Genomic DNA, 20,926 nt, shown 5'->3' with positions numbered 1-20,926 from the left:
GTTACAAGACTCCCTGCGCGCGCGCCGCGGCGTTGATCGCCCCGGCAGCCTGTTCCAGTTCATCATCCCCCGTATAGCGTCCGAAACCGATGCGGATCGCGGTTCTGCTATCCCTGTCCGAAAGTCCGAGCGCGCGCAAGACATGGCTTGGCCTGCCAGACCCGCTGGCGCAGGCCGAGCCCGCTGAAAATGCGATCGTGCGGCATTCCGACAACAGTCTTGCCACATCCAGCCCCGGCAATCGCAGGTTGAGATTGCCATGCCAGCGCTCGGTGGCGCTCCCGTTCAGAATCCATCCCTCGAACAGAGGCAAAGCCTTCGCCCACAGCTTTTCCACATGAAGCCGGTCGGTTTCCGACAGACTTGTGCACAGGGCCGCCGCAGCGCCGAATCCCGCGCAGAGCGCTGGCGAGAGCGTGCCCGAACGCAAGCCGCCCTCCTGCCCCCCGCCATGGATCAGGGGCGCAAGGTCCACCCCGTCACGCACCCACAGCGCGCCGATGCCCTTCGGGCCATAGAGCTTGTGCGAGGACACCGCGATCAGGTCGGCCCCCTCGGGCGCGGCGATCTTGCCGGCCCCCTGCACCGCATCGCACAGGAACAGCGCCCCCATGTCGCGTGCCCGTCGGGCCAGCGCTTCGATCGGCTGGATCGTGCCGATCTCGTTGTTGACCTGCATTACCGCGACCAGGCCCGTCCCCTCCGGAATCGCCACCTCCGGATCGACCAGCCCCATGCCATCGACCGGCAGCACCGCCACGCCGGGATCGAGCGCCCGCGCCGTATCCAGCACCGCCGCATGTTCGATCGCGCTGACCGCCAGCCTCTCGCGACCGCACCCGGCAAGCGCCATATTGATCGCCTCGGTCGCCCCAGAGGTGAACACCACGCGCCCGCCCGGCGGCAGCAGCGCCGCCACCTGCGCCCGCGCCACCTCGACTGCCGCCGCCGCCGCGCGCCCGGCGCGGTGCGGGCTGTGCGGGTTGGCAAAACCGGCAGCCTCCGGCCCTGCCAGCCACGGCAGCATCGCCGCGCGCGCTTCCGGGGCCAGCGGCGTCGTCGCCTGATAGTCGAGGTAGATCACCCCCGGATCTCCTTCCACACTTCAACGAACCGGGCGATCTCGGCCTCGCTCGTCTCGCGCCCGATGGACACGCGGATGACCTCGCCCGGATTCGCGTAGCCCATCGCCGTCAGCACGTGGCTCGCCTTCAATGAACCCGAAGAACACGCGCTTCCGGCAGAAACGGCGATCCCTGCGCCATCGAACCGGATCAGCTGCGCCGCGCTGGATTTGCCCGGCATGCGATAGGCGGCAATCGTCGGGCTGCGTGGTGATTCCGGTGCGACCAATTCCGCCCCGTTTTCAAGCAGTTGATTCGTCAGCGATTCCCGCAAACCTGAAGCGCACTTGAGCCATGCGTTTCCGGCCTCCAGCGCCGCGACCATGCCCATCACCAGCGGCATCGGCTCGGTCCCGGCACGATAGCCGCGCTCCTGGCCGCCGCCGGGATCGAGCAAGCCGTAATTGCGCACCAGCAACGCGCCGATGCCCACCGGCCCGCCGAACTTGTGCGCCGAAAGCGCGATGATGTCGGCTTCGGGCAGCGGTAGCTTTCCGGCCCCTTGCGCGGCATCGACCAGCAACAGCGCATTGTTCGACTTTGCCAGCGCAGCCACCGACGCCAGATCCTGCATCACACCGGTTTCGCTGTTGACCTGCTGGACTGCCAGAAGCGCCGGCCCTTCCAGCTTAAGCACCTGCTCCAGCTCGGAAATCTTGACCAATCCGTTCGCATCGACGCTCAGGCGATGCGCGTCTGGCGTCAGCCGCAGCACCGACTCGTGCTCTACCGCACTGGTGATGTTCCTGTTATGTTTCCCCGGGGAAACTTTTCTCGTGGCGATCTCCAGCGCCTCGCTTGCCCCGCTGGTGAAGATCACCTCGCCGTCCCAGGCCAGCGCCGCCTTCACTCGCACCCGCGCATTCTCCAGCGCCGCCCGCGCCGCGCGTCCGGCAGTGTGCGGGCTTGAAGGGTTGGCCCAGATGCGCCAGCCCTCCTCCATTGCCGCCAGCGCCTCCGGCACCAGCGGGGTCGTGGCGGCGTGATCGAGATAGATCGAATTTAGCGGCAAGATTCGCCCCGGAATGCGTGGAAAGATTGCTTTCGAAGGCTCGGTTTCTATATAGCCATCAGCTTAATTCCCAGCCCCGGCATTCCGTGCCGCATGGGGCCAGACCACAGGATTACCGGACAGGCAATGCCCGCAGTCATTTTCCCCGGCCCCGAAGGCCGCCTCGAAGGCCGTTTCCAGCCCGCCACCCGCCCCCGCGCACCGGTGGCGATGATCCTGCACCCGCACCCGCAGGCGGGCGGCACGATGAACGACCGCATCACGCAGGCGCTCTACAAGACATTCGTCGCGCGCGGTTTTGCCACGCTGCGCTTCAACTTCCGTGGCGTCGGCCGCAGCCAGGGCAGCTTTGACAATGGCATCGGTGAACTGTCCGACGCCGCGGCGGCGCTCGACTGGGTCCAGTCGATCCATCCCGAAGCCAGCACCACCTGGATCGCCGGCTATTCATTCGGCGCGCTGATCGGCATGCAACTGCTGATGCGCCGCCCGGAAATCCGCGGCTTCATCTCGGTGGCGCCGCCCGCCAACATGTACGATTTCAGCTTCCTCGCCCCGTGCCCCGCCTCGGGCATCATCGTGCAGGGCACCGCCGATACGGTGGTCACGCCCAATGCGGTGCAGAAGCTGGTCGACAAGCTGCGCACGCAGAAGCACATCACCATCCATCACGATGAAGTGCCGCGCGCCAACCACTTCTTCGAAAACGAGATGGACGACATGATGCGCGCGGTAGACAACTACCTCGACATGCGCCTCTCGCCGGACTGCCCGATCCGCTGATCCATTGGAACCGGCTGGTCGGAATGCCGCCCAGCCGGTCAACGCGGCGTCAGTTCACCTGGCGTTCGCAGCCCGCCCAGTATGGCTCGCGCAAGGTGCGGCGCAGGATCTTGCCGGATGGGTTGCGCGGCAGCGCCGCGATCACGTCGACAGACTTGGGCACCTTGAACCCGGCCAGGCGCTCCCGCGTCCAGTCGATGATCGATTGCGGATCGATCGTATGGCCGGGCTTGGGCACGCACACCGCCTTGACCGCTTCGCCCCATGTCGCATCAGGCACGCCGATCACCGCCACTTCCTGCACATCGGGATGGCCATAGATCGCGCTTTCGACCTGCGCGGGATAGACATTCTCGCCGCCGGAGATGATCATGTCCTTGATCCGGTCGTGCATGTAAACGTAGCCGTCCTCGTCGAGATAGCCGGCATCGCCCGTGGCGATCCAGCCATCGGCAGTCATGGTCTTGGCGGTCGCCTCTGGCAGGTTCCAGTAGCCAAGCATGTTGTTTGACGAGCGCGTCTGGATCTCGCCGATCTCGTTGGGGCCAAGCGCCTCGCCATTCTCGCCGACCACGCGGACCTCGACACCCGGCAGCGGCTTGCCGGCAGACCGCATGCGCTGGTTGCCTTCGACGCAGTGGTCCTCGGGCGGGAGCATACAGATCGTGCCGGTCGTTTCGGTCATGCCATAGGCCTGGATGAACTCGGCCCGGAACATGGCGATACATTCGCGCAGCAGCACCAGCGGGATCGGCGATGCGCCATAGATGATGTACTTCACGCGGGCAAAGTCCACGCTGGCGCAATCGGGGTGATTGAGCAGCATCTGCAAGGCGGCAGGCACGATGAAGAAGCGCGTAACGCCCTTTTGCTCCACCGCGTCGAACACCGCGCGCGGCTCGAACTCGGCAAGGATGATGCCCGGCAGCCCCGCGCCGATGGCCATCACGCCAAGGCCGGTGCCGCCGATATGTGCGCATGGCATGGCGACGAGGATAGCTTCGTCGTCCGTCATCTGGGTATAGGGCTGTTCCTGCCCCAGCGATTGCTTGCGCAGGCCGAACAGGTTGCGATTTGAAAGCACCGCCCCCTTGGGATTTCCGGTCGTGCCCGAGGTATAAAGCTGCAGCACCGCATCATCAGGCCCGGCAGCCTCGAAGGCGATGGGCTGCTGCGCATCGATCCACCGCCACGCCTCGTCCTGCGTCAGCGCGATGCGCACGGCAGGCAGGGCGGAAAACGTCTCCGCCAGTCCTTCGAACCCGAGGCCAAGGAACACCGCCTTGGCTTGCGCATCGTCGGCAATCCATATCGCCTCTGCCGGGGCCAGGCGCCAGCCGATCGGAACCATCACCGCGCCAAGGCGGGCAGCAGCGAAGAACAACGTGAAGTAGAGCGTGCTGTTCTTGCCGAACCAGGCGATCCGGTCCCCCTTGCCAATGCCAAGATCGACAAGGCCCGCGACCACCCGCGCCGTCGTGGAATCGAGCCCGCCATAGGTCAGCGTCCTGTCCGGCCCGTCAAGCGCCACCCCTTGCGAGCGGTCGGCCGCCCAGAAGCGGATGAATTCGTCGAAGGTAAACAGATCGGCAGTGCGCTCTGCTGTCGTCGGCTTTACGGCGGCCTCGCCCATGCGTTGCTCTCCCAAGCAATTTTGCGCAGTTAATCACGCAATTAAGGGAAGGCGCAAGCCACCATTCGTGACAGAGTGCATCGCCTAGTGACCCGAATGGCGGCAGGCCGCCTCAGGCTTCGGCCATGGCCTTCTTGTAGACGCTGTTCAAAGGCCGCTCGAACAGGCGCATGACCATCGGCTCGAAGAATTCGAGCGGCAGTGTGTCGTAGTCCGGATCGAACGCCGGGCAGTCGTACTTCTCGATGAACTCCGCCGTGGCCGCAGCGTAAGGGTGGTCGGCGAAGTTGTCGCGCATGTTGCGATCAAGGCCGATGAAGTGGAAGAAGTTGTAGCCCTGGAAAATGCCGTGGTGCTGCACGATCCACAGCAGTTCCTCGGACACGAACGGCTTGAGGATGGCGGCGGCGATGTCGGGGTGGTTGTAGGCGCCAAGCATGTCGCCGATGTCGTGCAGCAGGGCCATCACGACATAGTCCTCGCTGCGGCCATCGCGGTGGGCGCGGGTCGCAGTCTGAAGGCAGTGGGTCAGGCGATCGACGGCAAAACCGCCGCAATCGCCTTCAAGCAAGCGCAAGTGGGCAAGAACCCGCGCCCCGCCATTGCTTGCGTGAGGCTTGAGGTGCGTCATGATCGCGTCCCAGTCTTCCTGGGTGCCCTCGGTCATGGTGTGGAACTTGGCGGTGGGCAGCTCTTCCATCATGCGAATCCTCTCCCCGTGCGCGCTTTCGGCGCATCTGGTTTCACATGAGAGTATCGCGATTATGCCGCTTGGGAAGAGGCCTCGGGCACGAATATCTGGTCGGGCAGCGACAGCGCAAGGCCAAGGCAGCCGAGCAGCAGCACGAGAATTACCCCGAGTGCCGCGAAAAGACCGCCCGCCCCCATCGCCAAAACCGGCCCACCCAGCGCGAAGTAGGCACTGCCCGCCAGCGCAATGCCGAAGGCGCTGCCCATTTGCAGCACGGTCTTGAGAATGCCGCTGGCCGCGCCTGCATGGCGGCGGTCAACCCGGGCCAGGGCGACAGGCGAGACGGGGCCGGAAAGGCAGCCCATCCCGACGCCGGCCAGCAGCAGGGCCGGAAGCAGCAGCGGCAGGCCGGGACCGCCCCAAGCAATCCATGAAAGGGTGGCCGTATTGGCCACAACCAGAGCCAATGCCGCAAAAACCAGTACCCACTTGCCCATCTTCGCAAGGTAGCGCCGCCCGAGGAAGCCCATACCGAGCATAACCCCGGCGCTGAACGGGATATGGACGAGGCCTGTCTGGAGCGGTGAGTAGCCCAGCCGCGATTGGAGGGCGTGGGCGAAAACAAAGAGGAAGCCGGTGTTCGCCGCGGAGAAGATCAGGCCGATCAGAGCGCCGGTGCGGAACAGGCGGTTGTGCAGGAGTTCCGGATCGAAGATGACCGGCTTGCCCGCTCTCGCCCGGCGGTTGAGGCCAGCCCATGCCGCCCACATCAGCAAGGGCGATGCCGCGAGAAGCGTTATGCTCCCGGCATCGATCCCGGCATGTTCGCCGCGCACGAGCGGGAACAGTGCGGCTGCGAGCGCCGCGCCAAACGCAAGCGTGCCGATCACGTCAATCTTTGCGCCCTTGTGCGCAACTTCGCGCGGCAGGTAGCGCCAGCCGGCGGTGAACGCGGCAATGCCGATCGGCAGGTTGATCAGGAACACAGTGCGCCAGCCGAGGCCGGCGATGTCCGCCGAAATCAGCAGTCCGCCGATGATCGGCCCGGCTATGCCGGCAAGGCCGCCGATCACGCCGAACCAGGCCAGCCGCCCTATGCGCTCTACTGGATCGTAAAGGATCTGGATCACCGCCATGACCTGCGGCGCCATGATCGCGCCCGCGGCACCTTGCAGGACGCGCGCCGCGACGAGCAGTTGCGGGTCGGCCGCCGCGCCACACAGTAGCGAGGCCAGCGTGAAGCCGGCAACGCCGGTAAGAAACATCGCGCGCCCGCCGAACAGGTCGCCCAGTCGGCCGCCCAGAATCAGCAGCAGGCCGAAGGCCAGCGAATAGCCTGCCGCGATCCACTGCGCCGCGCTGCCACCAAGGTCCTGCCCGCGCGCGGCGAAGTCTGCCTGCATGGCCGGCAGCGCGGTGTTGATGATCGTCACGTCGACGATTTCCAGCACCAGCGCGGTGATCAGCGTGAAGAAGGCGAGGCTTTTCTGCCTCTCGGTCATGCCGGCGATGGTCGGAGAGGTCACCTCAGATCACGCCTTCACGCAGCATCTTCACCGCCGCATCGCAGGCCCGCGCCGTCAGTGCCATGTAGGTCAGCGAAGGATTCTGGCAGGCGGACGAGGCCATCTGTGCGCCATCGGTGACGAACAGGTTGGGAATGTCGTGCGACTGGCTCCACTTGTTGAGGACCGACGTCTTGGGATCATTACCCATGCGCGCGCCGCCCATTTCGTGGATCGCCGTGCCGCCCGCGCCCGGCTGGTCGAGGCCCATGATCACCGTGCCGCCGGCAGCAGTCATCATCTCGGTGGCGTCGGCCTTGGCCTGGGCCAGCGCCGCGTGCTCTTCCTTGCCGAACGCAAAGTCGACATGAAGCTGAGGGATGCCGAAGCGGTCGGTCTTCGTGCGGTCCAGCGTCAGGCGGTTGCTGTCACGCGGGACGCAGTCGGCAAAGGCGACCAGCACCATGCGCCACATGCCGGGCTGGTGCAGCTTGTCCTTGAGTTCGGCGCCGATCCCTGCCTCGCGCTTGCCAGCGCCCCAGTTGCTTTGCAGTGCGCCCCCCTGGAACGAGAAGCCGCGCGTGTGGCCATCGCCGTCCATGGCATCCATGTTGCGATAGCGCGCGATGATCGCACCGGTCGGCCGGTTGCCGAAAGTGGTGCGATCGTTGAACTGCGGGAACAGCGCGATGGTCGACAGCGTGTTGGCATGATCCATGATCTGGGTGCCGAGCACGCCGCTCGAATTGCCAAGGCCCGTCGGCATTGCCTCGTTGCGCGAATTGAGCAGGAGGTGGACCGAGTTGAAGGCGCCTGCATTGAGGAACACCAGCCGCGCCGTTGCGCTGCCCCGCGTCCCGTCCTTCGTATTGACATAGCGCACGCCGGTGACGCGCTTCGTCTTGGGATCATAGTCGACCGCCTCGACGATGGCATCGGTCACGACCGTCAGGTTGCCGGTAGCCTTGGCCGCGGGAAGCGTGCTCGATTGCGTCGAGAAGTATGCGCCGAACGAGCAGCCGCGCGCGCAGATCGAGCGGTTCTGGCATTCCGAGCGCCCTTCTTCGGGCTTGGCGACGGTCATGTTCGCAGTCCGGCCGATGGTCAGGCAGCGGCCGTACTTGTCGGCCACGACCTTGCGCACGTGCTCTTCCACCACGTTCAGCTTCATGCCCGGCTGGAACTTGCCGTCGGGCAGCTGGGGCAGGCCTTCAGGGCTGCCCGAAACGCCGATGAACTCCTCGACCTTGTCATACCACGGCGCCAGATCGGCGTAGCGGATTGGCCAGTCGGTGCCGTGACCATCGCGCTTGTTCGCGCCGAAATCGTAGTCCGACCAGCGGTAGGACTGGCGGCCCCAGGTCAGCGAGCGTCCACCCAACTGGTAGGAGCGGAACCACGTGAAATCGGTATCCGAGCCGGTCGAGTAGGGGTTCTCCTTGTCGTTGACAAAGTGCCCCTGCGTAAACTCGTTGAAGTGGCGGTTCCTCATCTGGACCTGGTATTCGCGGGCATAGAGCGCCGCATCGCCGAGGCCGCGGAACGGCATTTCCCACGGCGCCTTGTTCTCGGTCTCGTACTCGCCGTGGACGATCTCGCGCCCGCGCTCGATCATGAGGACCTTTAGGCCCGCCTGCGTCAGTTCCTTGGCCGCCCAGCCGCCGGTGATACCGGAGCCGACCACGATTGCGTCGAATTGCATGTCAGTCAGTCCTTATCCGAAGTCGACCGCGGTCCAGTCGTTGGAAATCGCCCTGAAATCGGGCGTCAGCGGCAGGTCGGGATCGAAACGGCCCGGCACCGGCTCGTAGCGCAGCTCCTGCGCGCCACCGACTTCGCTGGTGTAATACCCGGTCAGGATCAGGCCCTTGATCGCCTTCCACGGGCTTTCGCTCTCACGGCTGGCAAAGGCATCGGCATCGAGCGCCTTCACGGCCGCAAGGCGTTGCGCTGCCGGCGCCTTGAGGAAGCTGCCACCAGCCCGCCCGTCCAGTTCCTTCTCGAGCCAGGCGACATGCCGGATCGAGCCATCGTTGCGCGCAAACCGGGCATAGGCGGTGGGGTCCTTGAGCGGTGAGCGCGAGCCATCGAGCCCGTGCGCCAGCGCGAGGATCGCGAAATCGCCTGCACCCACATCGCCCGCACCGGGGGTTGCCGAACGCGGGATCACCAGCTGGCTGACCTCCTTCATCATCAGGCGCTGCCGGTCGCTCGGCGCATCTTCCGATTCGAGCCGGGTCAGGCTCACGGCGGCGGCGGGCACGCCAAGCGCCAAAGCGATCAGCGCCGAGGCACTGACGAATTCGCGGCGGTTCCAGCCGCGCTGCGGATCATTCTGCATCAACCGATGTCTCTCCCGGCGCACGGATCACCGCACGCATGCAATATAGAATCAATACTCTAATTTGGATGCGCGGCGCAAGACTCTTCCTGCACCCAACTCATCTTATTGATCAGTGATTAATCTAGCGCTTTTCGCAGATTTCGCAAAGGGCGTGTATGATCGCGCGGACGATCTCGTCCTTCAGGCTGTAGAAGCGCACTTGCGCTGCCACGCGGCTGTCGACCACGCCTTCATCGCGCAGGCGCGCCAGGTGTTGCGAGACTGCCGACTGCGAAAGGCCGGTCAGTTCAACCAGTTCCGTCACCGAAACCTCGCCCTCGTCCATGCGGCAAAGCATGAGCAGGCGCTCGGGATGGCTCATCGTGCGCATGCGGCCCGCCATGGCGGCGGCATTCTGCTTCAGGTCGGCAAGGCTGGCGGGCTTCATAAGCTCAGCAGATAACGCCGATTGCGCCACGCACAAGACCGCGACACCAACTAAATTACACTTGCCTTATATTAGTTCTAAGTTATATAAAGGGTCAAAGGAGTCTTCCGATGTCCGACCATGCCCTTGTCACCGCCACCGCCCAGATCAGCGCCGCCCGCGCCTCGGCAGCGGCCCCTGTCGTCACCACCTTCTTCGACGAGGCGACTTTCACCGCGACTCATGTCGTCCATGATCCTGCCACCTTGCGCGCCGCGGTGATCGATCCGGTGCTCGATTTCGACCAGGCCTCGGGCCGCACCAGCCATGCCTCGGCCGATCGCGTGATTGCCCATGTCGAAGCCCACGGCCTCACGGTCGACTGGTTGCTCGAAACCCACGCCCATGCCGATCACCTCTCTGCCGCCCCCTATCTCAAGGAAAGGCTTGGCGGGCAGATCGTCATTGGCGCGGCAATCCGCACCGTGCAGGACGTGTTCGGCAAGGTCTTCAACGAGGGCCCGGCCTTCGCCCGTGACGGCAGCCAGTTCGACCTGCTGATGGACGACGGCCACGCCTTCCGCGTCGGCGGGATCGAGGCCATAGCACTGCACGTCCCCGGCCACACCCCGGCATGTCTCGCCTATGTCATCGGCGATGCCGTGTTCGTCGGCGATACGCTGTTCATGCCGGACTACGGCACCGCCCGCGCCGATTTCCCCGGCGGCGACGCGAGCACGCTCTACCGCTCGATCCGCCGCCTGATGGCCCTGCCAGACGAGACGCGCGTGTTCCTGTGCCATGATTACAAGGCCACCGGGCGCGACCAGTTCGTGTGGGAAACCACAATCGGCGCCGAGCGCACGGCCAACGTTCATGTCCACGAAGGCGTCAGCGAGGACGAGTTCGTTGTCATGCGCGAAGCGCGCGATGCCACGTTGGGCATGCCGAAGCTGATCCTGCCCTCGATCCAGGTAAACATGCGCGCAGGACACCTGCCCGAACCCGACAGCAATGGCGTGCGTTACCTGCGCCTGCCTGTCGACCTGCTGTAAGGCGCCGACCGTGATCTTCGACCTGCAACATCTGCTGGCGAGCCTGTCCGGCGTGATCGTCGGCTTCGTCCTCGGACTGGTCGGCGGCGGAGGCTCGATTCTTGCCGTGCCGCTGATGGTCTACATCGTTGGCGTCGCCAGCCCGCACCTTGCCATCGGCACGAGCGCGCTGGCCGTGGCGGCGAACGCCCTGTCAGGCCTCGCCAGCCACGCCCGCGCGCGCAACGTCAACTGGCGCTGCGGCGGCATGTTCGCGGCGGCAGGCGTACTCGGCGCGCTTGGCGGATCGTCCATCGGCAAGGCCGTGGACGGGCAGAGTCTGCTCGCGCTGTTCGCACTGCTGATGCTGGTCGTCGCCTTCTTCATGTGGCGAGGGCGCGGCGCGGAGGGGATCGAAGGCGTGGTCTGCAACCGCGACAACCTGCCCCGCGTGCTGACATTCGGTGCTGGCACAGGGCTGCTTTCGGGCTTCTTCGGCATCGGCGGCGGCTTCCTGATCGTGCCCGCACTGATCGCGAGCACATCGATGCCCATCGGCCGCGCCATCGGCACTTCGCTGGTGGCGGTGAGCGCATTCGGGCTGGCGACCTCGCTGAACTATGCAGCCTCGGGCATGCTCGACTGGCCGCTTGCCTTGGCCTTTATCGCGGGCGGCGTGATCGGCACGGTGCTGGGCACCAAGGCTTCGGGCAGACTGGCCGCGAGCAAGGGCACGCTCAACACGCTGTTTGCCGGGCTGATCGTCGTCGTGGCGCTCTACATGCTGGCAAGGAGCGTACCTGCGCTGATCGGCTAGATCGTTTTCGAACCAGATCGAATCATCTGGTGGCTAGGAAAACGCGGTGAAACAGGAATCTAGAGCGATCATTCCGATGCAATCGGAATGAATTCCGCTCTAGGTCTCCGCACCGGGCGCAGGCGTCTCGACCAGCTCGGCGATTTCGAAGGCAAAGCTCTTCCAACCGCGCATTTTCGCCGCTTCCTGCGCCGGCGCCCGCTTCTTGCGCGCCTCGGCCAGCGATCTGGCGTGGCCCCAGAACACCTCGGTCTTGCCGTTCTCAAGCTCGGCGACGATCCGCCAGTAGTGCGTGAAACTGTCGGTCGTCGGCCCGATGGTCTTCACGTAACCATCGGGCATCGTCGCAGTCAGATAACGGCGCTTGCTCTTGCTCATCGCCGCTTCTGTGCCGCGATGCTCCTCGGCAAGCAATCCACCAAAGCAAACCGGCGGGACGTTTCCGCTTGCGCGCAAGGCGTGGAGAAACTAGGGGCCGTCACCAGTCGGGGAGTAGCGCAGCCTGGTAGCGCATCTGGTTTGGGACCAGAGGGTCGTAGGTTCGAATCCTATCTCCCCGACCATTTTCTTAAAACGATGGTTTTCTACCGATTTTGCTCAGAAAGCTGAGTAAGAATCTACAGCTCGTGGAGCGCAAACGTCTCCATGGTTCAAGCGACGGGCGAGGCATTCCGCGCATGGCATCTCACCCTGTGTAGGGTTGGCACCGTGGTTGCCGCCACAGTTTCGCCATGACGCGCACAGTTCGGCAATGAAGCGCTTAGGGTCAGCGCCGCCTTCGACTATGCCCTCCCCCCCTGCCGCCGCTCGTCAGGAAGGATACATCGGGTCCTGCTCAGGCAGCGACGGCGAGAGTGGGCAGGCGGGCGAGTGAGCGGGAAATGTTGTTGAGCGCGCGCACACCATTGCCTTGGCACTCAAACCGCGTGATGCGCTTGGCCAGCGCTCCAAAAACCGCGGTCAATTCCATGCGGGCAAGGTTCTGCCCTGCACAGCCGTGGGGGCCGTGGCCGAAGCCGAGGTTCTGCTTCTCGCGCCGGTCGATCCGGAAGGAGTCTGGCGCTTCGAACTGGCGCTCGTCGCGGTTGGCGCTGGCATAGCACACCACGACGCGGGTGCCCGCAGGGATCACGCTGCCATCGGAAAGCTCGGCGTCCTGGGTGGTGACGCGAGCGAAGCTCTGGAGCGGCGTTTCCATGCGCACGATCTCGTTGGCCGCGTGCATGGCAAGGCGCGGATCGGTGCGCAGCCTGTCCCATTCGGCCGGGTTGTCGGCAAAGAGCTGGATGCCTGCGGCCATGGCGCTGATGGTCGTTTCGAACGCGGCGACGACGTAGCCCGCCAGCATGCCAATTGCGGTCTCACGGCTGATCTCGCCACGGCGGGAAGAGGCGATCAGCTTCGCGGCAAAGCCGCCTGGCAGCACGCGCTCCTTGTCATAAAGGTTGCTCAGCAGTCCCATCATCTCCTGAAGACCGCTGAGACCCTGTTCCATACGGGCATTGGCCGGACCCGCCGCGTTCCATGATCCCGATGCCAGATCGAGCAATGCAGGGCGCACGTCGTGCGGCCAGCCGATCAGGTCCATGACCACGCCGACCGGCAAGTCGAGCGCAAAGTCGGAGACCGCGTCAAACGTGCCCATCGTCGCAATGCGGTCCGCCAGAGCGGAAGCGCGCTGCTCGATAGTGTCCGCCACGGGTTTCAATGCCGCAGGGCCGAGCGCCTCCATCATCAGCTTGCGCCTTGCGGTATGAACCGGCGGGTCCTGACAGATCAGCGCCTCGTCCCATGCGGCATTGATCACGGGATTGAAGCCGATCCCCTGCGCCGAGGAAAACACCTGCCAGTCGTTGAGCGCGCGGCGCACGTCGGCATAGCGACCGATGAAGCAGACGTTCGTCGGCTCCAGCCAGACGGCCGAACCGAGATCGCGCAAGGCACGGTATGTCGGCCAAGGGTCTTCAAGGACGGCGTCCGAGAAGATGTCGACCGTGTTGGCTGGCAGCATCATGTCAAGCGATCCCCTGCTTGCCGGGCGAAAGGATGTGGTTGGGGTCGAGAGCCTGCTTGAGCCGGGCGTTGAGCGCGCGGTTGGCTTCGCCGTATTGCTTCGCCACCAGGTCCATGGTGTTGACGCCGGTGCGATAGCTGGCCCAGCCACGCTCGCCAAAGCGGGTGACCATCTCGCGGATGCAGTCGTCGGCTTTCTTCTCCTCGACCGGATCTTCCTTGTCATACTGGATGAAGATCAGGTGGTGCAGTTCGCGCCCGCCGATGGCGTAGGCGACCGAGTAGTCGAAGCCATATTTGCCGAGGATTTCCTTGGCAAGTTCGGTCTGCTGTTGTGTCTCGATACCCTTGGCTGGAGCGACCGGCGCAAAGCAGCACATGCCCCCGCCGCGCCAGCGCATGATGCCTTTCTCCTCGAGCGTAAGCTGGCCGGACATCAGGTTCTTGTGGTGTTCGAACCACAGGTTGCCGCCCATTTCCTTCTCGGTCAGTACCTCGCCGCCTGATGCCTCGAAGGCACCGCGCACGATCGGCTCGATCGCGGCGATGATCTCGTCGGTGCCATAAAGCGCGAAGTAGGTGTTCCACATGCCGAGGCCGTGCTTCTTCGCAAAATCGCGCACCACGTCATCGGGAATGCTTTCCGGCTTGTCCCACAGCTCCTCGCGGCGGTGGAACATGGCGATCTGGTAAGCCGCGCCCATCATCAGCACGACGTTGGGAATGAGGTTGTTCATGCGGAACGGGCGCATGGCATCGACGATCTTGGCGACGTCGCCCATCTCGTTGTGGCGCACCATGAACGGCTTGAAAGCGGGTGGCTTGGGCATGAGCCAGAAACCCAGCTTGGTCACGACGCCAAAGTTCGATTGGGTGAAGATGCCGTCGATGTAGGGCCCGTAGCCCCACTTGAACGCCTGCCAGGTCGTCGAATTCTTGACGCTGCCCATGCCGGTGCGCACCACCGTGCCATCGGCCAGCACCACTTCCATGCCGCACTGCATGAAGAAGTGATCGCCATAGGGGGTGTAGCCAACGCCACGTTCAAGCGTGTTGCCCAGCGGCGAGACGATCGGGCCGACCGTGGGCACGTCGAGCCAGAACGGCAGGTTGTGCTCGTCCAGATAGTCGCGCAGGTCCTGGTAGGTGACGCCCGGTTCCACAAGCGCCGTGCCAAGTTCGGCATCGATCTCGATGATGCGGTTCATGCGCTTCATGTCGAGGATCATCTGGCCGCTGCTGGCAGGCGTGGCGCAGCCATAGCCCATGTTCTTGCCGGTTGAGACGGTCCACAGCGGAAGCTTGTATCTGTTGGCGACCTTCAGGATCGCCTGCACCTCCTCGACCGAGGCCGGGGCGACCGCGCCTGACGGCACGTGCTCGTGACGGGGATCTGGCGTGAAGCTCTTGGCATAGGGCAAGGTGGTTTCGGGATCGGCAAAGACCCATTCCGCTCCGACGACCGCGCGCAGTTCCTTGATGGCTGCGGCAAAGGCGCCCTTGTCGAGATGAGCCGGCAATTGGCGCGGGCCATCAAGCGGCGAGGCGAAAGCACTCGATCCCAGCATGGCGGCACCCACGGCGCCGGTCCGGATCACATCGCGGCGGCTGATACCGGTCATTCGCCCTTCTCCTTCGGGTCGGCCTTCGAGGCATTGAGCCATTTTGCGAGCGCCTTGAGTTCCGCATCGCTGATTTCGGTCGGTCGGAAGGCGACCATGCCGCGCGGGCCGGTGCGGACGTATTGCTCGATCACCTCGACCGGCAGGCCACGCCCGCGGATGATCGGAGCCACGTGCTGGCCATGGCAGTAGCCACAGGTCTTGGCGTAGACAGTCTCGGGCGGGCGCGGCGCAGCCGCAGCACTGGCTAACCCGGAGCAAGCCACAGTCGCGATAGATATGGACGCAACAATGGGACCGGCAAATCGCCGGTTACGTGCCAAGACAGGCATTCTGCGCTTCTCCCAACCATCGGCTTCTGCGACCGAGGACATCGAATCTAAATCCGACAACATGTCAGATTTAAGTTGGGATATGTTCGATCTTGCAGATCGTCAAGTTTATCCTTGGAGAGGTGCCGGGATCAGCGCGGGCAACGGCTTTTCGGTGATTTCCCGTGCATCTGCCGGAGCTACACCGAGGCCCACGAGGATCGTGGCGACGACCTGTTCGGGGTAATTGCCGTCCCGTTCCTCTCGCAGCATCGTCGAGATCGCGGCGATGGTCGTCCCCAGGATCGCATCTCTGCCAAGGGCGCTGTCCGCGATCGTCAGGTAACCGGCGGCGATCGCCTCCATCACCGTAAGTTCTGCCTGGCGGAAGGTTTCCGCGCCGAAGATGATGCCATTCGCGCTGAGATTGATCATTGACCGCCCCCAGCCGGGAACCTCGCGCACGCGGTGCAGATAGAAGCGGATTGCTGCCGAGATGCGTTCGCGCGGGTCGGGCAGGAGCGAAACGGTGCGGGTGACTGCGGTCAGGAAATCGTGGGTGACCTCGTAGGTCACGGCTTCACGAAGCTCGCTCATGCCGGAGAAATGGTCGTAGAACGTCGCGCGGGTGATGCCGGCGCGCTGCGAGACGTCCTCGATCCGCGCGTAAAGGCCATCTTCCTCGCCAAACAATTCGAACGCTGCGGCGATGACCTTGGCGCGTGTCTTCGCTCGCCGCTGCCGGCCTAGTTCAAGCCTGCGCGCCTTGTCAGATCTTGCGTCTGCCACCTTCAACCTCGCACCGTTTGCATGGGCTCATAAACCAATCTGACAAATTGCCAAATCTGGCACCGGCTTCGCGCAGGCAAGAATTTGTTGGCAGAATGGCGCAAGTTGCCTGGAAACCGACTTGCCAGCTGATCTCCCCCCCCCCCCCCGCTGATCCCGCGGTCATGACAAGAGTCTTCTGCATCGGATGGAGGGAGGCAGCGGGGGGCAGGTCAAGGGCAATCACCGACCTGATTCGGCGGCACGCTTTGATTGCATTCGATTTATGCTGGAGAATACGACAGCAACGATGTGATCATGAGGTTGTAGCAGCGAAATCGTTGGGCGTGCTGCTGGCGTGATCTTGCTGAATCAGGCGTCGCCTGATTGGCGCCTCACACCCCACGCAGCATGGCCGTGTTGTCCTCGATCATCTGGCGCACCGATCGCGCCTTGCGCCCGGTCAGCCTCTCGACGTCATCGGTGCAAAGCTCGAGGAACCCTTCGCGGATCGCGCGGCCGAAGCTGACCATGTCGTCGCTGTTCCAGGGAATGCCGGCGACTTCCAGATCATCGACCGGGCGGCGCGGGATGCCCATTGCGTCGAACATCGCGTACTGGCCTTCATCATCCAGCGAGACGTATTCGACCACCCGCCCCGTGACTTCGGCCATGATCGCCGCGACCTCGCGGAAGGTCTGTAGTTCCGGCCCGGTGATGTTGTAGATCTGGCCTTCATGGCCCTCGCCCGTCAGCACCGCCACGGCGCTTTCGATGCAGTCGTCGCGCCAGACCATGGCCTCGCGGCCTTCCCCGGCGTTGGAGAACCACTTGCCGCTCTGCATCACGCCCGGTCCTGCCATCAGGATCATCGCGTCGGCATAGTGCGCATCGCGCAGCATGGTCCAGCCGCAGCCGGATGCCCGGATCAGGCGTTCGGTCTCGATATGATCGTGCCGCACTTCGGCGGGATTGGCGGGATCATCGATACCGATGAAGCTGGTGTAGACCACATGCCCGACGCCCGCTGCAGCCGCCGCATCGATCGCCGCCTTGTGCTGCACCACCCGCGCGCCGACGCGAGTGCCCGAGATCAGGAGCATCCGCTCCGCCCCCTGCACTGCCTGCTCCAGCGTTTCGGGCTTGTCGAAATCGCCATAGCGCACGATGCACCCTTGCGCGGCGCGGTCGGCCAGTTTCTCCGGTTTGCGCGTGATCAGGATCAGATCGCTTGCCCGCCCTTCCGCAATCAGCCGATCGGTGACGCCACGGCCATAATTGCCCGAAGCTCCGGTAATGACGATCCGGCTCATGCGAGCATGTCCAGCTGCGCCTGCGGCACCCACCACCCGTGTACCTGCGGACGCAGCCGCGTGGGGATGTGCACCTTGGCCACTGGCCCGGCCCCGATGTTCCCGGCATCGACAACCCATGCTTCGTGGATGAACTGGTTGTCGCCAGTCTGCTGGTCCATGATGAACACCAGCCAGCCGTCCTTCGCAGGGTCCGCAGCAGGCACGTGCACCGGCTCGTTGAACCCGGCCATTGGCGGCAGGGCGAGCGCGTTGGTCACCTGCGGCATCGGCGTGTCCATCCCGTCCAATCGCAGCAAGATGTTGAAGCTGACGCCGACCGGCCCCGCAAACAACGGCGGCCCCTTCAGCTCGGGATTCATAGAGAGCATGAAGCCGGTCTTGTACGGCCGCCCCTGCAGCTTCGCCGGAATCACCGGAAAATCCCCCGGAGGCCCGATTACGGTTTCGACCACCTCGCCACCGTCAGCCTTCGGATCGACCGTCCAACGCGTCAGCGCGCCCTTCATGTCCTGCGGGCCCATCTGGATGCCCGAAGGCTCACGGATGAAGGCGAAAGCATTGGTGTTGTTCAGGCACGCATCGAAGTGGAGCATGCCGTCTGCATCCTCCCACGCGTTCATCATGTGGTACGAATGGCAGCCCTTCGGCCCCTTGAACCACTTGATTTCAGACACATCGCCATATCGCGGCATCACGCCCAGCCAGCTGTCCAGCTCCGGCTCATGATGCCAGTGCTCCCCGCCCGCCTTCAGCCGGTCGAGGTCCGCCGTTGTCGGGTAGATCGGGAACACCGCGTAGTTCTCGCTGATCGTGAAATCATGCATCATCGCGCAGTAGGGCGCATCGAACCACTGCTCGGACTTGAGCGTGCCATCCGGTGCGACCACGCAATAGGCCACCTTGGTCGATGCCTGACCGTCCGCCTCGTAGCCATAGAAGAACAGCTCGCCCGTGTCGGCATCGATCCGCACGTGCGCGGTCATCGTTTCAGACTTCAGCGCGCCGCCGAAATCGTAGGAACCGAGCGTTTCGAGCGTCTTCGGATCGACGCGATAGGGCCGCCCGTCCTCCTTGGCCATCAGCAGGCGCCCGGCGTGCCACACCGGCGTGGTGTTCGCCACCGTGCGGTCCACGCCCTGCACCGAGGCATCGTCGGTGAACGGATTGCGATACTTGCCGAACAGCGCCTTGCCCGCCGCCTTCTCCGCCTTGTAGCGCGCGGTTTCCACGAACTTCATGATGAAATCCGCAGTTCCGTCACCGTTGAACGAAAGGCGGCTGACCATGCCATCACCCGAAAGGGTGTGGTCATTGTCGAACATCGGCGGGAAGGCGGGATCAGGTACGGCGCGATAGAAGCTGCCGCGCACCTCGGCGGGCAGGTCGCCCTCCACCTTCAGCCCGCGCAGGTCCACTTCCTGCCCCACCGGCTCGTTCGCACCGGTAAAGTAGATCGTCTGCGGATACGCACCCATCACCACACCTCACCCTATCATTTGTTACGGTATGTGTAGCGCAATGCGCGCCGCGTTCAAGCCCACCAATAGGCCGTCGCGCGCATTTCGATGCTGACACGCGGGGGCGCGTCGGCGGGACAATTTGGCAGATCGAACGCCACGTGCGGCACGTGATGCGCACGGGCAGGATCGCTGTCGCTGGTCTTGAACAGCACCGCCTCGTCGATGGTCATCTGCGAGAACCAGTGCCAGCGGTGCGCCGGATTGTGCGCTACGACCAGCCCTTCGAACGACCACTCCGGCTGCCCCGGCGCATCGAACACGGCATCGGCGGCGATCAGGTCCACGGGCGCAAGACTGCGCGCATCGCAGAACGCCAGCGGCACGTCCTGCGGCGGCGGCGAAATCGCGCGCCAGACATTGTAATGCGCGCACCTGAGGTAGGACCGCCCGCCCGCGCCCCGCTCGGCAAAGGCGCGGGCCGTCGCATCGGAAATGTCGATGTGCGCAAAGCGCGCCGGCATCGAATTGTCGAGGCTCCCCGCCTTGCCGCTCCTCTCGGAAAAGCGCAGCAGCCCCGGCGCGCCGACGTGGACGAAGTCCACCCAGGTCTGCGCCTGCACCAGCTCCTCGATTTCGCGCATGTGGATGCGCGCTACCAGCTCGCGATCGGCAAAGTCGGTAACGGCGCTGCGGTGCGCCACGATCTCGAAACCCTCGCGGTCGATGGAAGTGCCCAGCCCCCGCGCATCGGTCATCGCCATTGGCACCGGCACGATGTCCACTTCATCGCGCTCGTGCGCATTGGCGTAGTAGCGCGGCCGCGCGAACTTGCGCCCCGAGTAGGCGATGCGTGCTTCCATCATGCTCTCCTTGGCCGGCCTGCTTTTGGTGCGGGTTCGGCTTTAACGATTTCAGTTCACGTCACCCCGGGCCTGACCCGGGGTCCCGCTTCACTTCCTAAACCTCGCAGAAGAAAGCGGGACCCCGGATCAAGTCCGGGGTGACGAGGATGGAGGGCAGTGTGATCGCTCCCCAACTAAAAAGGCCCGCCGTTTCGGGCGGGCCTTTCCAAGATCAGCCGGCGGCGAGTTGCTGTTCCAGCTCGCCCAGTACGCGGTAGCAGTCGAACACCTTCTGCACCGAGCTGTTCGGCTCACGCCCCTCGCGGATCGCGGCGATGAACTCGCGGTCCTGCAATTCGATGCCGTTCATGCTGACGTCCACCTTGGAAACGTCGATCGGCTCTTCCTTGCCGTTCACCAGATCGTCGTAGCGCGCGATGTAGGTCGCGGTATCGCCGATGTAGCGGAAGAAGGTGCCGAGCGGCCCGTCGTTGTTGAACGACAGCGACAGCGTGCAGATCGCGCCGCTCTCGCTCTTGAGCTGGATCGACATGTCCATCGCAATGCCAAGCTCGGGATGGATCGGGCCTTCGACGGCGTTGGCCTTGACGATCTTGCCAGCCTGATAGGCAAACAGGTCCACCGTGTGCGCGGCGTGGTGCCACAGCAGGTGGTCGGTCCACGAACGCGGCTCACCCTTGGCGTTGATGTTGCGGCGACGGAAGAAGTAGGTCTGCACGTCCATCTGCTGGACGTTGAATTCGCCAGCCTTGATCCGGTTGTGCACGAACTGGTGGCTGGGGTTGAAGCGGCGGGTGTGGCCGACCATGCAGACCTTGCCGGTCTCTTCCTGAACGCGCAGCACTTCCTGCGAATCCGCCCAGCTGTCGGCCAGCGGGATTTCCACCTGCACGTGCTTGCCCGCCTTCATGCAGGCGATGGCCTGCGCAGCGTGCATCTGCGTCGGCGTGCACAGGATCACCGCGTCCACGTCGTCGCGGGCCAGTGCATCTTCCAGCTCGGTCGAGGAGTGCTTGGCGCCATACTTGGCGGCCACGGCAGCAGCCTGTTCGCCGGTACGGCTGACGATCGAGGTGATTTCGACGCCGTCGATATTCTTCAGGCCGTCCAGGTGCTTTTCGCCGAACGCACCGGCGCCTGCCAGGGCTATGCGCATGTCTTGTCCCTTTCTTGAAAAAGGACCGGGTAGCCGGTGAGGGCTACCCGGCAAGGGTGGATGAGGTG

Annotated in this window: 20 protein-coding genes and 1 tRNA gene; 4 read left to right on the top strand and 17 right to left on the bottom strand. The window is 64.3% G+C overall.

Annotated features, from left to right (window positions below; genetic code table 11):
* Position 1 precedes the first annotated feature (1 nt).
* Both ACZ1JY_RS14185 and ACZ1JY_RS14180 read right to left on the bottom strand, forming a co-directional pair.
* Complete coding sequence (locus ACZ1JY_RS14185; protein WP_465129714.1) at positions 2-1,084, bottom strand: cysteine desulfurase family protein; 1,083 nt, start codon at positions 1,082-1,084, stop codon at positions 2-4.
* Positions 1,081-2,136: a cysteine desulfurase family protein gene (locus ACZ1JY_RS14180; protein ID WP_465129713.1), complete on the bottom strand. Its 1,056-nt coding sequence runs from the start codon at positions 2,134-2,136 to the stop codon at positions 1,081-1,083. Before ACZ1JY_RS14180 ends, ACZ1JY_RS14185 begins: the two co-directional genes overlap by 4 nt.
* 126 nt (positions 2,137-2,262) lie before the next feature.
* Between ACZ1JY_RS14180 and ACZ1JY_RS14175 the strand changes: the two genes are divergently transcribed.
* Positions 2,263-2,919, top strand: a complete 657-nt coding sequence (locus tag ACZ1JY_RS14175; RefSeq protein ID WP_084278426.1) for an alpha/beta hydrolase — start codon at positions 2,263-2,265, stop codon at positions 2,917-2,919.
* A gap of 49 nt (positions 2,920-2,968) precedes the next feature.
* Here the strand turns inward: ACZ1JY_RS14175 and ACZ1JY_RS14170 are convergent, their stop codons facing one another.
* The 6 genes from ACZ1JY_RS14170 to ACZ1JY_RS14145 form a co-directional block, all read right to left on the bottom strand.
* Entirely contained in the window at positions 2,969-4,552 is a 1,584-nt protein-coding gene (locus tag ACZ1JY_RS14170) for a fatty acid--CoA ligase (protein WP_465129712.1), read from the bottom strand.
* Between the two features lie 112 nt (positions 4,553-4,664).
* Entirely contained in the window at positions 4,665-5,252 is a 588-nt protein-coding gene (locus tag ACZ1JY_RS14165; RefSeq protein WP_118074522.1) for an HD domain-containing protein, read from the bottom strand.
* 62 nt (positions 5,253-5,314) lie between these two features.
* Entirely contained in the window at positions 5,315-6,769 is a 1,455-nt protein-coding gene (locus ACZ1JY_RS14160; RefSeq protein WP_346766658.1) for an MFS transporter, read from the bottom strand.
* Position 6,770: 1 nt separating this feature from the next.
* The gene (locus tag ACZ1JY_RS14155) at positions 6,771-8,450 is read right to left on the bottom strand and encodes a GMC oxidoreductase (protein ID WP_465129711.1); all 1,680 of its coding nucleotides are present in this window, start codon (positions 8,448-8,450) and stop codon (positions 6,771-6,773) included.
* A gap of 12 nt (positions 8,451-8,462) precedes the next feature.
* Positions 8,463-9,089 (bottom strand): gluconate 2-dehydrogenase subunit 3 family protein, encoded by a 627-nt coding sequence (locus ACZ1JY_RS14150; protein WP_168902889.1) that lies wholly within the window; start codon positions 9,087-9,089, stop codon positions 8,463-8,465.
* Between the two features lie 124 nt (positions 9,090-9,213).
* Positions 9,214-9,519 (bottom strand): ArsR/SmtB family transcription factor, encoded by a 306-nt coding sequence (locus ACZ1JY_RS14145; RefSeq protein ID WP_062341928.1) that lies wholly within the window; start codon positions 9,517-9,519, stop codon positions 9,214-9,216.
* Between the two features lie 110 nt (positions 9,520-9,629).
* On the opposite strand from ACZ1JY_RS14145, the gene ACZ1JY_RS14140 reads away from it, so the two are divergent.
* Positions 9,630-10,553 carry an MBL fold metallo-hydrolase gene (locus ACZ1JY_RS14140; protein WP_465129710.1) on the top strand — a complete coding sequence of 308 codons (924 nt, stop codon included), beginning with the start codon at positions 9,630-9,632 and terminating at the stop codon, positions 10,551-10,553.
* A 13-nt stretch (positions 10,554-10,566) separates the two neighbouring features.
* Positions 10,567-11,349, top strand: coding sequence for a sulfite exporter TauE/SafE family protein (locus ACZ1JY_RS14135; RefSeq protein ID WP_465130925.1), 783 nt, complete (start codon positions 10,567-10,569; stop codon positions 11,347-11,349).
* Between the two features lie 99 nt (positions 11,350-11,448).
* On the opposite strand, the gene ACZ1JY_RS14130 is transcribed toward ACZ1JY_RS14135, so the two are convergent.
* Positions 11,449-11,727, bottom strand: coding sequence for a hypothetical protein (locus ACZ1JY_RS14130; protein ID WP_465129709.1), 279 nt, complete (start codon positions 11,725-11,727; stop codon positions 11,449-11,451).
* 108 nt (positions 11,728-11,835) lie between these two features.
* Between ACZ1JY_RS14130 and ACZ1JY_RS14125 the strand changes: the two genes are divergently transcribed.
* Positions 11,836-11,912 (top strand) — tRNA-Pro (locus ACZ1JY_RS14125).
* A 272-nt stretch (positions 11,913-12,184) separates the two neighbouring features.
* On the opposite strand, the gene ACZ1JY_RS14120 is transcribed toward ACZ1JY_RS14125, so the two are convergent.
* From ACZ1JY_RS14120 to ACZ1JY_RS14085, 8 genes are all read right to left on the bottom strand, one after another.
* Positions 12,185-13,363, bottom strand: a complete 1,179-nt coding sequence (locus tag ACZ1JY_RS14120; protein WP_465129708.1) for a cytochrome P450 — start codon at positions 13,361-13,363, stop codon at positions 12,185-12,187.
* Position 13,364: 1 nt separating this feature from the next.
* Positions 13,365-14,984, bottom strand: a complete 1,620-nt coding sequence (locus tag ACZ1JY_RS14115; protein WP_465129707.1) for an FAD-binding oxidoreductase — start codon at positions 14,982-14,984, stop codon at positions 13,365-13,367.
* On the bottom strand, positions 14,981-15,250 hold the full coding sequence (locus tag ACZ1JY_RS14110; RefSeq protein ID WP_465129706.1) for a c-type cytochrome: 270 nt from the start codon (positions 15,248-15,250) through the stop codon (positions 14,981-14,983). Before ACZ1JY_RS14110 ends, ACZ1JY_RS14115 begins: the two co-directional genes overlap by 4 nt.
* A gap of 174 nt (positions 15,251-15,424) precedes the next feature.
* Positions 15,425-16,084, bottom strand: coding sequence for a TetR/AcrR family transcriptional regulator (locus ACZ1JY_RS14105; RefSeq protein WP_465129705.1), 660 nt, complete (start codon positions 16,082-16,084; stop codon positions 15,425-15,427).
* Between the two features lie 374 nt (positions 16,085-16,458).
* On the bottom strand, positions 16,459-17,376 hold the full coding sequence (locus tag ACZ1JY_RS14100) for an SDR family oxidoreductase (RefSeq protein ID WP_465129704.1): 918 nt from the start codon (positions 17,374-17,376) through the stop codon (positions 16,459-16,461).
* Positions 17,373-18,854, bottom strand: coding sequence for a carotenoid oxygenase family protein (locus ACZ1JY_RS14095; RefSeq protein WP_465129703.1), 1,482 nt, complete (start codon positions 18,852-18,854; stop codon positions 17,373-17,375). The genes ACZ1JY_RS14100 and ACZ1JY_RS14095 overlap by 4 nt, the downstream gene beginning before the upstream one ends.
* A 56-nt stretch (positions 18,855-18,910) precedes the next feature.
* Positions 18,911-19,699: a CmcJ/NvfI family oxidoreductase gene (locus ACZ1JY_RS14090; protein WP_465129702.1), complete on the bottom strand. Its 789-nt coding sequence runs from the start codon at positions 19,697-19,699 to the stop codon at positions 18,911-18,913.
* Between the two features lie 214 nt (positions 19,700-19,913).
* Complete coding sequence (locus tag ACZ1JY_RS14085; protein WP_465129701.1) at positions 19,914-20,858, bottom strand: Gfo/Idh/MocA family oxidoreductase; 945 nt, start codon at positions 20,856-20,858, stop codon at positions 19,914-19,916.
* Between the last annotated feature and the right edge of the window lie 68 nt (positions 20,859-20,926).

The organism is Novosphingobium sp. BL-A-41-Hi4B-X5A, from assembly GCF_055521705.1.
This window is presented reverse-complemented; position numbering and strand designations above follow the sequence as displayed.

Bases quoted from the DNA above. Each gene is read 5' to 3' on its own strand.
- ACZ1JY_RS14175 (WP_084278426.1), top strand. From the start codon at position 2,263: ATGCCCGCAGTCATTTTCCCCGGCCCCGAAGGCCGCCTCGAAGGCCGT.
- ACZ1JY_RS14170 (WP_465129712.1), bottom strand. From the start codon at position 4,552: ATGGGCGAGGCCGCCGTAAAGCCGACGACAGCAGAGCGCACTGCCGAT.
- ACZ1JY_RS14165 (WP_118074522.1), bottom strand. From the start codon at position 5,252: ATGGAAGAGCTGCCCACCGCCAAGTTCCACACCATGACCGAGGGCACC.
- ACZ1JY_RS14155 (WP_465129711.1), bottom strand. From the start codon at position 8,450: ATGCAATTCGACGCAATCGTGGTCGGCTCCGGTATCACCGGCGGCTGG.
- ACZ1JY_RS14150 (WP_168902889.1), bottom strand. From the start codon at position 9,089: ATGCAGAATGATCCGCAGCGCGGCTGGAACCGCCGCGAATTCGTCAGT.
- ACZ1JY_RS14145 (WP_062341928.1), bottom strand. From the start codon at position 9,519: ATGAAGCCCGCCAGCCTTGCCGACCTGAAGCAGAATGCCGCCGCCATG.
- ACZ1JY_RS14140 (WP_465129710.1), top strand. From the start codon at position 9,630: ATGTCCGACCATGCCCTTGTCACCGCCACCGCCCAGATCAGCGCCGCC.
- ACZ1JY_RS14130 (WP_465129709.1), bottom strand. From the start codon at position 11,727: ATGAGCAAGAGCAAGCGCCGTTATCTGACTGCGACGATGCCCGATGGT.
- ACZ1JY_RS14120 (WP_465129708.1), bottom strand. From the start codon at position 13,363: ATGATGCTGCCAGCCAACACGGTCGACATCTTCTCGGACGCCGTCCTT.
- ACZ1JY_RS14115 (WP_465129707.1), bottom strand. From the start codon at position 14,984: ATGACCGGTATCAGCCGCCGCGATGTGATCCGGACCGGCGCCGTGGGT.
- ACZ1JY_RS14100 (WP_465129704.1), bottom strand. From the start codon at position 17,376: ATGAGCCGGATCGTCATTACCGGAGCTTCGGGCAATTATGGCCGTGGC.
- ACZ1JY_RS14095 (WP_465129703.1), bottom strand. From the start codon at position 18,854: ATGGGTGCGTATCCGCAGACGATCTACTTTACCGGTGCGAACGAGCCG.
- ACZ1JY_RS14090 (WP_465129702.1), bottom strand. From the start codon at position 19,699: ATGGAAGCACGCATCGCCTACTCGGGGCGCAAGTTCGCGCGGCCGCGC.
- ACZ1JY_RS14085 (WP_465129701.1), bottom strand. From the start codon at position 20,858: ATGCGCATAGCCCTGGCAGGCGCCGGTGCGTTCGGCGAAAAGCACCTG.